This is a genomic window from Raineyella sp., assembly GCF_034933565.1.
GTDB lineage: Bacteria > Actinomycetota > Actinomycetes > Propionibacteriales > Propionibacteriaceae > Raineyella.
Genome location: NZ_JAYFNG010000011.1, coordinates 83,365 through 95,174 on the forward strand (window position 1 = coordinate 83,365; position 11,810 = coordinate 95,174).

Below are 11,810 nucleotides of genomic sequence, written 5' to 3' on the forward strand. Positions count from 1 at the left end.
CGCATCGCCCCGGGCCTCAGCACAGCTCCCGGGGCCGGGCCCCGACGAGGCGTACGGCCCATTCGGCCGCGGTCAACGGCGCGCCGCGCCCTTGGCGGACGGTCCGGCGCGCCCGGGCGACGTCGACGTCCCACGAGGCGATCGTGCCGTTCGCGCCGACTCCGACGAGGCGGCGGCCGTCGTCGTCGGACCGGACCTCGTTGATCCGGGTCAGCGTGGCATCGATCCACACCCAGGGGCTGAGGACGCCCCCGCCGGCCGGCGGGCCGATCCCGCCCCGCGCGCGTGACAGCCAGAAGCTCAGGGGCGGGTGCTCGGCGGCTGCGCGCTGTTGGTGCCGGACCCGGTGACAGCCAGAAGCTCAGTGGCGGGTGGCTCCCAGGGTGGCCAGGAGCAGCGCCTCGGACAGGCAGGCGTGCCGGAAGTCGCCCAGGTGCAGCGACTCGTCGATGCCGTGCGCCCGGCAGTCGGGATCCTCCACGGCGGTGACCAGCACGGTGGCCTCGGGGACCAGCTGCTGGAAGTCCGCCACCATCGGGATGGAGCCGCCCTGACCGATGGTCACCGGCTCGATCCCCCAGGCGGCGGTGAAGGCCGCCACGGCGGCGTCGGCGTACGGCCCGACCAGCGGCGCCTCGCCGGGGGCGCCCATCTCACCGCGGACCACCTCGACGCGGGCGCCCCACGGGGCGTGCGCCTCCAGGTGCCCGACCAGGGCGTCCATCGCGGCCGCCGGGTCCTGGCCGGGGGCCAGCCGGAGGCTGACCTTCGCCCGGGCGCTGGGCGCCAGCGTGTTCGAGGCACTGTCCACCGGGGTGGCGTCGAGACCGATCACCGAGACGGCCGGCCGGGTCCACAGCCGGTCGGTGACCGGCCCGTCGCCGAGGTAGGCGACCCCGGGCAGCACGCCGCTCTCCTCGGCCAGCCGGTCGGCCGGGTAGTCGAGGCCGGGGCCGGGCCGCGAGACGAGGCCGTCGACGGCGACGTTGCCCGCGTCGTCGTGCAGGGTGGCCAGCAGCCGGCACAGCGTGGTCAGGGCGTCGGGGGCGACCCCGCCGTACTGCCCGGAGTGCAGCGCATGGTCGAGGGTGCGGACGGTGACGGTGCAGTCGAGGACGCCACGCAGGGTGGTGGTGAAGGCGGGGACGCCGACCGCCCAGTTGCCGGAGTCGGCGATGACGTACGCGTCGGCGGTCAGCTCCTCGCGGTGCTGCTCCAGCAGCGTCCGCAGGGTCCGTGAGCCGGCCTCCTCCTCGCCCTCGACGAACAGCGTCACGCCGACCGGCGGGCGGCCGTCGAAGGCGCGCAGTGCGGCCAGGTGCACCGCGATCCCGGCCTTGTCGTCGGAGGTCCCCCGGCCGTAGAGCCGCCCGTCGCGTTCCGTCGCCGTGAACGGGGCGGAGGTCCACTGGCTGACGTCGCCGGTCGGCTGGACGTCGTGGTGGGCGTAGAGGCAGATGGTCGGGGCGCCCTGCGGTGCCGGGTAGCGGCCGAGCACCGCCGGGCCGCCGCCCGCTTCGACGATCCGGACATCGGGGCAGCCGGCGTCGGTCAGCAGTGCCGCGACCGTCTCGGCGCTCGCCCGGACGTCCTGCGCGTGGCCCGGATCGACGCTGACCGACGGGATCGCCACCAGACGCGCCAGGTCGTCGAGCACCCCGGGCAGCAGCTCGTCGAGACGGGCGGCAAGGGCATCACGGGTCGGAGCGAGGACGGCATCGGTCATGGCACCACCCTAGGCCGTCGGGGCGGACCGGCGGCCGGCGGGACACCGGCGGAAACACTCGGCCGCCTCAGGCACGCGAGCACTCGACCGGCTCAGGCCGGCAGCCGGGAGCCCGACCGGCTCAGGCGAACCGGGCGGGAGTCCCGACCGCTCAGGCCAGTGCGGCCCGGATCGGGGCGGCCCAGGCGGCCCGCAGCGCATCGAGACCGAGGCGGAACTGCCCCTCGACCTCGACGGCCGCGTCGTCGGTGACCTCACCCAGGCGCCCGGCGGGGACGCCGTGCTCGGCGCACAGTGCGGCGAGCCGACCGGCCTTCTCCGGCGCGACCGAGACCACGGCGCGGGCCACCGACTCGGAGAACAGCCCGACGAACGGGTCGCCCTCCAGCCGGACCCGTACGCCCTGACCGTGGCGCAGCGCGGACTCGACCAGGCCGACCGCCAGGCCGCCGGCGGACAGGTCGTGGGCGCTGGTGAGCAGCCCCTCCTGTGCGGCGGTGGCCATCACGGCGGCGAGCCGCTGCTCGGCGGCGAAGTCGACCCGCGGCGGGACGCCCCCGAGGTGCTGGTGCACCACGCCGGCCCAGACCGAGCCGTCGAGCTCCTCGTGGGTGGCGCCGAGCTGCCAGACCTCGTCCCCCGCGGCGCGGAAGCCCGTCGTGGTGTGCCGGGTGACGTCGTCGACGACGCCGAGCACGCCGATCAGCGGTGTGGGCAGGATCGCGGTGTCGCCGGTCTGGTTGTAGAAGCTGACGTTGCCGCCGGTGACCGGGGTGCCGAGGGTGGCGCAGCCGTCGACCAGGCCCTTGATCGACTCGACGAAGGACCACATCACCTCGGGGTCCTCGGGCGAGCCGTAGTTGAGGCAGTCGGTGATGGCGACCGGGGTCGCGCCGGTGACGGCGACGTTGCGGTAGGCCTCGGCCAGCGACAGCTGGGCGCCGAGGTAGGGGTTCAGCCAGGTGTAGCGGCCATTGGCATCAGTCGACAGGGCGATGCCGAGGTTGGTCGTCTCATCGATCCGCAGCATGCCGGAGTCGTCCGGCTGGGCCAGCACGGAGTTGCCGCGGACGTAGCGGTCGTACTGGTCGGTGACCCAGGACTTGTCGGCCTGGTTGGGCGACCCGATCACCTGCAGGACCGTACGACCCAGCGCCTCGCCGTCGGCGGGACGGGCCAGCGAGGCGGTGGTGTCCGCCTCGATCCGGGCCTGGTCGGCGCGGGGCTGCTGCGGGCGGTCGTAGACCGGGCCCTCGTGGGCGACGGTGCGCGGCGGGACGTCGACGACGACCTCGCCGTTCCATTCGATGATCAGCCGGTCCCCGTCGGTGACCTCACCGACGACCGCGGCCTCGACGTCCCACTTGGCGCAGATCGCCATGAACCGGTCCACGTCGCCGGGGTGGACGACGGCCATCATCCGCTCCTGCGACTCGCTCATCAGGATCTCCTCCGGCGACAGCGTGTGGTCGCGGAGCTTGACCTCGTTCATGTTCACCCACATGCCGCCGTCTCCGGCAGAAGCGAGCTCGGAGGTGGCGCAGGACAGGCCGGCGGCGCCGAAGTCCTGGATCGAGGTCACGACACCGGCGGCGAAGAGCTCGAGGGTGCACTCGATCAGCAGCTTCTCCATGAACGGGTCACCGACCTGTACGGCCGGGCGCTTGCCCTCGCCGCCCTCGTCGAAGGTCTCCGAGGCGAGGATCGAGGCGCCGCCGATGCCGTCGCCGCCGGTGCGGGCGCCGTACATGATGACCTTGTTGCCGACGCCGGTGGCCTTGGCGAACTTCAGGTCCTCGTGACGCAGCACGCCGACACACAGGGCGTTGACCAGCGGGTTGCCGGCGTACGAGGCATCGAACTCGACCTCGCCGCCGATGTTGGGCAGGCCGAGGCAGTTGCCGTAGTCACCGACGCCGGACACCACGCCGGGCAGCACCCGGGCGGTGTCGGCCGCGTCCAGCGGACCGAACCGCAGGGCGTCCATCACCCCGATCGGCCGGGCGCCCATGGCGAGGATGTCGCGGACGATGCCGCCGACGCCGGTCGCGGCACCCTGGTGCGGCTCCACGTACGACGGGTGGTTGTGCGACTCGGCCTTGAAGGTGACCGCATAGCCCTGGCCGATGTCGACCACACCGGCGTTGTCGCCGATGCCGGCGAGCAACGGGCCGCGCGGTGTCGTCTGGGGCAGGACGGAGAACCGCTTCAGGTGCATCTTGGAGGACTTGTACGAGCAGTGCTCCGACCACATGACGGAGTACATCGCCAGTTCGCACCCGGTGGGGCGCCGTCCGAGGATCTCGCGGATGCGCCGGTACTCGTCCTCTTTCAGCCCGAGCTCAGCCCAGGGCTGCTCGACGTCGGGGGTCTCCTGCGCGTTCTTCACGGTGTCGGCCACGGGCCAAATCTATCGGTTCAGGCACTGCTGCGGCACTCCGGTCACCGTTGCAGATGCTTCCGGTCACCCGTGGCAGGTGCTTCCGGGGTCCGGGAGCCGGCGCGGTCGGGTCCGCGGAGCGGGCGGTTCACGCCTCCGGGGCCCGGCGTCACGCGTTCAGCGGGCCGGTGGTTTCGCGGCCCGGCGGTACGCGTTCAGCGGGCCGGTGGTTTCAGCGGCTCGGCGTCACGCCTTCAGCGGACGGCGCCGCAGCACCGCGTACGTCACGATCCCGGCGAGCAGCCCCCAGAAGGCGGCAACGATGCCGAACGGATGGATGCCGGACACCGAGACCACCAGGGTGACCAGGGACGCCTCGATCACCGCGGGCCCGTACTCGCCCTCCTGCATGGTGGCACGCAGCGCGTTCTGGGTCGGGACGAGCAACGCGACCCCGGCCAGCGCGGTGAGCATCGCCGGCGGGATCGCGGCGAACAGCCCGACGATCATCGTGGCGAGGAACCCGCCGAGGACGTAGAAGATGCCGGTGGAGATGCCGGCGACGTAGCGACGGCCCCGGTCCGGATGCGACTCGGCACTGGTGGCGATGGCTGCCGTGACCGCCGCCAGATTGAGCGCGTGGGCACCGAAGAGGGCGAAGACGACCGACATGATGCCCGAGCCGGTGAGCAGCAGCCGGTCGTCGGGCTCGAACCCGGATGCCCGCATCACGATCAGCCCGGGCGCGTTCTGGCCGGCCTGGGTGACGATGAACAGCGGGACGGCGATGCCCAGGATCGAGCCGACGCTGAACTGCGGGACGAGCAGGGTGGGCACGGTTATCCCGGGGTGCACGTCGAGGGTGCTCGAGGTGCCCGTCACCATGGCGAGGATGCCGCCGAGTGCCATCGCGCCGAACACGGCGTAGCGCGGGGCGAACCGGCGGCCCACCAGGTAGCCGACGACGATCCCGCCGGCGACGATCGGGGCCTTGACGACGGCTCCGGCGACGGTGATCGCGAACGGCATCAGCACCCCGGCGAGCACGGCCTGGGTGATCGGCCGCGGCACCATCGCGAGCAGGCGCCCGATCAGGCCGGTGGCGCCGAGTAGCGCGCTGAGCACGCCGCAGACGATGTAGGCCCCGACCGCCTCGTTCAGCGAGTAGCTGCCCAGGGTGCCGATCAGCACCGCCGCGCCCGGGATGGACCAGGCGATCATGATCGGCTGGCGGGTGACCAGGCTGCCGAGGATGCAGGCGACCCCCGACCCGACGGAGATGGCCCACACCCAGGAACTGGTCACGTCGTTCGACAGACCGCCGGCGCGCGCGGCCTGGAGGACGACGAGCAGCGGGCCGGCATAGGAGATCGCGACGGCGACGAAACCGGCGACGATCGCCGAGCCGGACAGGTCGGCGCGCAGGCTCCGCCGCCGACGGCCTGCGGGCCGCTTCCCTCGGTCGGCCCCGGGGACACCGGCACCGCGTACGCCGGTCCTGGATGCCACGGTCTCGGGTGCGACGGTCCCGCGGGGGCGGGTCCCGGGTACGTCTGCCGCAGGTACCTCGGGCACCGTGCCCGTCGTGGGGTCGGTCGCGGTCGGCGACTGCTGGTCCATTGCACCGTCCTGGTCCTGCGGGCCCGCCAGGGGCGACGTCGAAGGCGCGGTCGGGCCGCACCACTGTGGCACCCATCACACCGGGCGTGCGGGACCGGGGGAACCGGACGTTCCGGGGAGGGGGACCGGGGCGACCGTGGCCGGGCAGTTGTCCGGGGCGGGACCGGGTAGATGTCCGGGTCGACCGGGGCTGTGTCGACCCGAGATCGACCGACCAGGAAGCCCGGGCCGGGACCGACCGACCGACCAGGAACGCCCGGGCCGGGACGACCAGAAACGCTCGCGGCGGGACCGACCGGGCCCGGATCAGCCGTTCTCGGCGGTCACCAGGCCGAGCACCGCGGTCTGGGCCCGGACGGCCCGTTCGGCGCCGTCCGCGTGCTCCAGCACCAGTCGGCGCAGCGCGCGCGGGGCGCCGGAGTGCTCGGCGAGCCAGCGGTGGGCCTCGGCCACCACCGGGTGCTCGGCGACCGGCTGCGCCAGGTCGACGTCCACGACGGCCGGGAACAGGCCGCTGACCAGCCGGGAGGAGATCTCGATCGGGAACCGCTCCCACCACCGGGTCAGCCGCTCCCAGTAGGGCCGGGCGTACTCGGCCACCAGGTCGCGGTGCGCCGGCATCCCCCAGCCGGCCAGGGCGGCGCTGATCTCCTCGTTGGACCAGACCGACGGATACTCCTGCACCTGCTGCCAGGCCCATTCCTTCGCCTGCGCCTGGGGCCGCCCGACCATGGCGGTGAGGTGGTGGGCCCGGGCCCGGGCGGTGCGGTCGGCCGCCAGCTCGGCGTCGAGCTCCTGGCGCCCGACCCGGCCGAGCGCCGACAGCGCGATCAGGGCGCGCCAGCGCAGCTCCGAGCCGACCTCGAGCCCGGCCGGGACCGGCCCGTCGAGCAGCATGCCGAGCCTGCTGGCGACCCCCGGGGCGTCCTCCTCGCCGACCTGCCCGGCGAAAAGGGTCGCGGCCCGCACCCAGGCGAGCTGCTGGTCGCTGCCCGGGGCGGCGGCCACCAGCCGGGCCCAGGCCCCCTCGAACGCGTCGGCCCAGGCCGCCGAGCGCAGCGCCCGCGGCAGCAGGTCGGGGATCGCCGTGGCCAGGTCACCGGTCAGGTGCGGCAACAGTTGGGTGGCACTCTCGTCGGCGCGGCCGTCCAGCCGCCCGCCGTGCGCCACCACCGCCCCGATGAACGCGGTGGCCGGCATCCGGGCATCGCGGACGTCGTTCCACAGCGCTGCCCAGACCTGGGACTGGGCGAGCGGGTCGACCATCCCGCCGACGTACGCCAGGGCGGTGTCGCGACTCGTCGGGTCGAGGCGGGTGATGGCGTACGTCAGGTCGTCGTCGTTCGGCAGCACCAGCCGCGGCCCCTCCCCCGCCGGGTCGGCGTCGACCAGGTCGAGGTCGACCCCGGCACCGATCAGGTCGGTCTCGACGCGATGGGTCCGGCGCAGCCGGCCGTCCGGATCGGGCAGGTAGAGGCCGACCGACAGCCGGTGCGGGCGGCGGGCCGCGTCGGGCGACGTACGCCGCAGGTGGATCACCCCGTCGGGACCGGGCCCCTCGGTGGTCAGCTCGTCGACCCCGGAGGTCTGCAGCCACTGTTCGGCCCAGGCGCGCAGGTTGCGCCCGGAGACCTCCTCCAGCGCGTCGAGCAGGTCCAGCAACCGGGCCGAGCCGAACGCGTGCCGGGCGAAGTACAGCCGGGCGCCGGCGAAGAAGGCCTCGTCCCCGACGTAGGCGACGAGCTGCTTGAGCACCGCGGCGCCCTTGGCGTACGTGATGCCGTCGAAGTTCTGCTTGGCCGCCTCCAGATCGGGGATGTCCGCCGCGACCGGATGGGTGGTGGGGCGCCGGTCGGCGGCGTACGCCCAGGCCTTGCGGGCCCCGGCGAAGGTCACCCACCCCTCGGAGCGGCCGTCGGCCTCCACCGCGGTGCGTACGCCCATGTACTCGGCGAAGGACTCCTTGAGCCACAGGTCGTCCCACCAGGCCGGCGTGACCAGGTCGCCGAACCACAGGTGCGCCATCTCGTGCAGCATCGTGGTGGACCGCTGCTCCAGCTCCTGGCGGGTGGGCCGGGAGGTGAAGAGGTACTTCTCGTTGAAGGTGATGCAGCCCGGGTTCTCCATCGCGCCGATGTTGTACTCGGGCGCGAACAGCTGGTCGTACTTCCCCCACGGGTAGGGGAAGCCGAACAGGTCGTGGTAGCGGTCCAGGCCGCGCTTCGTCGTCGCGAACAGTTCGTCGGCGTCGAGGTGGTCGGCCAGCGAGGCGCGGCACCACAGGCCGAGCGGGACCTCGAGGGTGGTCGCGCCGCTGCGGCGGGTCCACAGGTCGTGGACGTGGTGCCACGGCCCGGCGCACACCGCGGTGAGGTAGGTCGACAGCGGCGGCGTCGGCTGGAAGGTCGTCCGGACGAAGCGGTCGTCGACCGGGACCTGGGAGCCGATCGCCTGGTTCGCGACGACCGACCAGGCCGCCGGCGCGGTGACGTGCAGGATGCACGCGGCCTTGAGATCGGGCTGCTCGAAGGTGGCGAAGATCCGCCGCGCGTCGGCCGGCTCGAGGTGGGAGTAGAGATAGGTCTCCCCGTCCAGCGGGTCGACGAACCGGTGCAGCCCCTGACCGGTCCGCGAATAGGCGGCAACGGCCCGTACGGTCACCCGGTTGGACCGGTGCGGCGCCAGCCCGGTCAGCTGCAGCGCGGCGCCGTCCCAGACCCGGCCCGGGTCGAGCGACCGGCCGTTGACCTCCACCGAGGTGACCGACTCCCCGATGAAGTCCAGCCGGGTCGCCTCCGCGGTGCTGACGAAGGACACCGTCGTCGTGGTGGGGAACCCGGTGGCCACGGGATCCGGCGCCGCGGACAGATCGAGGTCGACGTCGTACGCATGCACCTCGAGGCTCGCCGTACGCTGCTCCGCCTCGGCCCTGGTCAGGTTCGCACTGCTCACCCGACCAGCCTAACCGCGCGTCTCCGGGGCTCTCCGGGTGGCCGGGAGGGCCCGGCTCCGACGTCCGGTTCGCGGCGCGAGGATCACTCCGCCCCGCAGACCCGGAGGGCGACGACGGCCCCGGACGCGGCGCCCGGCGACGGCCGCGACGCGACCTCAGGCCTGCGGCGCGACGATGTGGTTCGTCAGGCGGCCCAGGCCGGTGATCGCGACCTCGACGACGTCCCCGGCGCGGAGGAAGACCTGCGGGTCCCGGGCCACGCCCACCCCACCGGGCGTGCCGGTCAGCACCAGGTCACCCGCCCGCAGGGTGATCATCGTCGACAGGTACGCCACCAGCCGGGCCGGGGTGAAGACCAGGTCACCGGTGTTCGCCTGCTGGCGCACCTCACCGTTGACCGTCGTGGTGATCACCGCGTCGGTCGGGTCGAAGTCGTCGGGGGTGGCCAGGACGGGGCCGACCGGGGTGGCGGACTGCCAGATCTTGCCCTGCAGCCACTGACCGGTGCGGCGCTGGTACCCGCGCATCGACACGTCGTCGACCACGGTGTAGCCGGCGATGTACGCGGCGGCGTCCTCCTCCGCGACCTTGTAGGCGTCCGCCCCGATCACCACGCCGAGCTCGCACTCCCAGTCCAGCATCGGGTCCTCGGCCGGCGCGACGATGTCGTCGTACGGGCCGGTGAGGCTGTCGGCGTACTTGGCGAACAGCGTCGGGTGCTCGGGCAGGTCGTGGCCCATCTCCCGGATGTGCGTCGCATAGTTGAGCCCCGCACAGATCACCTTGCCGGGGGCCGGCACCAGGGTCGCGAGCTCGGCCTCACCGGCCGGGACCCTCACCCCGTCCGCCGCGGCCGCGATGTCGCGCCACTCGGGGTCGGCGAGCAGTTCGCTCACATCGGCGCACCCCTCGATCAGGACGTACGTGGCCCCGGGGGTGTCCGGAGCACCGTCCAGCCGGGCGGCGGCCGTGCCGTCGGCGGTACGGAGAGTGGCGAGACGCATGGGGGCAGCTCCTTCGGTGCACGGGTCCCGCCGGGCGATCGGCCGACGGTCGCCATGATCATTGCCTGCACCCGGCGGACGGGCAACGGATTCAGTCCACTCTCAGGCACAGCCGCCGTAGGGTTTGGTCTGTGACCACCAGCCCCTCGGCACCACCTCCCACCGCGATCGACGAGGCCGTGCCCCGGGCCCTGCGGATCGCCGCCGCGTGGGGCTGGCGGCTGATCGTCCTCACCGTCGTCGGCTACGGCGTCTCCTGGGTGCTGCGACAGGTGCCGATCCTGGTCACGGCCACGATGGTCGCCCTGTTGCTCGCCGTGCTGCTCGGGCCGCTGGTGGCCTGGCTGCACCGCCGGGCCCGCCTGCACCGGGGCCTGGCGGCGGTGATCAGCGTCCTGCTGACCGCCGCGATCGCCGGCGGCCTGCTCGCCCTGGTCGGGCAGCGGATCGCCAGCGGGGTGACGCACAGCCACCTGGACTTCTCCGGCAGCGTGCTGAACTTCCAGACCTGGCTGTCCCAGGGCCCGCTGCACCTGCGCCCCGGCCAGATCGACCGGGTGCTGCTGGAGATCCAGAACTGGTTCAGCCAGCACACCACCAACCTCACCCAGGGCGCGTTCCGGGTCGGGTCCTCCGCCATCGACACCATCGTGGGCACCTTCCTGTGCCTGATCACCACGATCATGTTCCTGGCCGACGGCCGGCGGATCTGGACCTTCCTGATCGGCGGCTTCCCGCTGGGCTCCCGGGTGCGCATCGACGCCGCCTTCCGCAGCGGCTGGCGCAGCCTGTCGGCGTACATGCACACCCAGCTCCTGGTCGCCGCACTGGACGCCGTCCTGGTCGGCACCGGCGCCGCGATCCTCGGGTCGCCGTTCGCGATGGCGATGGCGATCCTGGTGTTCATCACCGCCTTCGTTCCGGTCATCGGGGTCGTCTTCGGCGGCGGCGTGGCGATCATCACCATCCTGCTGTTCCAGGGCTGGGTGCCCGCCCTCGTGATGCTGGCGATCGTCACCGGGGTCCAGCAGCTCGAGTCACACGTGCTGCAGCCGTTCCTGATGGGTCGGGCGGTGGCCCTGCACCCGCTCGCGGTGATCTTCACGGTGACCGCCGGGTCGATGATGTTCGGCGTCGTCGGCGCCCTGTTCGCCGTGCCGACCCTGGCGATGGCCAACGCCGGGATCCGTACGTACGCCAAGGTCGCCACCCGCCGCCCGACAGTGCCACCCACCGAGCCGTCCCCGACCGCACCGTCTCCGGCCACCCCGCCGTCTCCCACCACACCGCCCGGCGATGACGCGCCCGACGGACCGGGTGGCCCGAGCGGACCCGTCACGGGCGGACCGGACGCGGACGGACCGGCCACGGGCGACGATCTGCCGACCGGATGACCGGCTGGCAGGCGATCGGAGCCTGCGTCGCACTGTCGATCGCCGGCTTCGACCCGTTCGGGGCCCTCGCCCTGCTGGCGGCGACCGCGCGGGGAGCCGGGCGCGCCGCGGCGGTGGCGTTCACCGCCGCCGGTGCCGCGGTCATCGTCGCCACCGCGATGCTGCTCGACCTGGTCGCCGTCGCCCTGCTCCCGCACGGCGTGCCGCAGCTGCCCGACGTGGTCTGGGGGACCGTGGAGGCCCTCGCGGCGGCAGGCCTGCTGTTCTGGGGCATCCGGCGGCTGCGCTCCCGGCGCCGCGACGGCGCCCGGCCCGGCCCTGCCGACGACACGGCCGCGGAGGTCCCGCGCCGGCTGCGCGGCACCGGCACCGCCGCGATGGCGCTGGCCGGCCTGGCGTACGGGCTGACCGTCCTCGGCGATCCGGGCTTCTGGGGCCTGGTGGCCCTGGTGCACCGCCTCGACGCCGGCCCGGCCCTCGGCATCGCGGCGCTGTGGTGGCTGCTCAGCCAGTCCCCGCTGGTGGCGCTCGCCGTCGCCATCGTCCTCGGCGCGGGTGACCCGGTCGGGCGCTGGATGCGTCGCGCCTGGCGCCGGGTCGTCGGCCCGCTGGGCCGGATCGGCACTGCGCTGATCCTGCTGGCCGGCCTCGCCCTCGGGGCCGATGTCGTACTGTGGCTGTCCACAGGGGCGTTCCTGATCGGGTGAGGGGCCCGCGGACGGGGGAGGTGCCG

Annotated in this window: 8 protein-coding genes; 2 read left to right on the forward strand and 6 right to left on the reverse strand. The window is 73.6% G+C overall.

Features of this window, described 5'->3' with window-relative positions:
* Positions 1-16 precede the first annotated feature (16 nt).
* The 6 genes from VB059_RS03920 to VB059_RS03945 all read right to left on the reverse strand — a co-directional run bounded on the left by VB059_RS03920 (position 17) and on the right by VB059_RS03945 (position 9,683).
* Complete coding sequence (locus VB059_RS03920; protein WP_323420719.1) at positions 17-232, reverse strand: hypothetical protein; 216 nt, start codon at positions 230-232, stop codon at positions 17-19.
* A 129-nt stretch (positions 233-361) separates the two neighbouring features.
* Positions 362-1,726, reverse strand: a complete 1,365-nt coding sequence (locus VB059_RS03925) for a dipeptidase (RefSeq protein ID WP_323420720.1) — start codon at positions 1,724-1,726, stop codon at positions 362-364.
* Positions 1,727-1,877: 151 nt separating this feature from the next.
* Positions 1,878-4,127 (reverse strand): phosphoribosylformylglycinamidine synthase subunit PurL, encoded by a 2,250-nt coding sequence (gene purL / locus VB059_RS03930; protein ID WP_323420721.1) that lies wholly within the window; start codon positions 4,125-4,127, stop codon positions 1,878-1,880.
* 225 nt (positions 4,128-4,352) lie between these two features.
* On the reverse strand, positions 4,353-5,615 hold the full coding sequence (locus VB059_RS03935) for a benzoate/H(+) symporter BenE family transporter (RefSeq protein ID WP_323420722.1): 1,263 nt from the start codon (positions 5,613-5,615) through the stop codon (positions 4,353-4,355).
* A 417-nt stretch (positions 5,616-6,032) separates the two neighbouring features.
* Positions 6,033-8,678: an aminopeptidase N gene (gene pepN / locus VB059_RS03940; protein WP_323420723.1), complete on the reverse strand. Its 2,646-nt coding sequence runs from the start codon at positions 8,676-8,678 to the stop codon at positions 6,033-6,035.
* A gap of 156 nt (positions 8,679-8,834) precedes the next feature.
* The gene (locus VB059_RS03945) at positions 8,835-9,683 is read right to left on the reverse strand and encodes a fumarylacetoacetate hydrolase family protein (protein ID WP_323420724.1); all 849 of its coding nucleotides are present in this window, start codon (positions 9,681-9,683) and stop codon (positions 8,835-8,837) included.
* Positions 9,684-9,814: 131 nt separating this feature from the next.
* Here VB059_RS03945 and VB059_RS03950 point away from each other — a divergent pair, with 131 nt between their 5' ends.
* Together VB059_RS03950 and VB059_RS03955 are read left to right on the forward strand one after the other, a co-directional pair.
* The gene (locus tag VB059_RS03950; RefSeq protein ID WP_323420725.1) at positions 9,815-11,077 is read left to right on the forward strand and encodes an AI-2E family transporter; all 1,263 of its coding nucleotides are present in this window, start codon (positions 9,815-9,817) and stop codon (positions 11,075-11,077) included.
* Positions 11,074-11,784, forward strand: a complete 711-nt coding sequence (locus VB059_RS03955) for a hypothetical protein (protein ID WP_323420726.1) — start codon at positions 11,074-11,076, stop codon at positions 11,782-11,784. The genes VB059_RS03950 and VB059_RS03955 overlap by 4 nt, the downstream gene beginning before the upstream one ends.
* Positions 11,785-11,810 lie beyond the last annotated feature (26 nt).

What these genes read in the sequence shown, in the direction of transcription:
- VB059_RS03945 (WP_323420724.1), bottom strand. Translation starts at nt 9,683, where the DNA reads ATGCGTCTCGCCACTCTCCGTACCGCCGACGGCACGGCCGCCGCCCGG.
- VB059_RS03955 (WP_323420726.1), top strand. Translation starts at nt 11,074, where the DNA reads ATGACCGGCTGGCAGGCGATCGGAGCCTGCGTCGCACTGTCGATCGCC.
- VB059_RS03925 (WP_323420720.1), bottom strand. Translation starts at nt 1,726, where the DNA reads ATGACCGATGCCGTCCTCGCTCCGACCCGTGATGCCCTTGCCGCCCGT.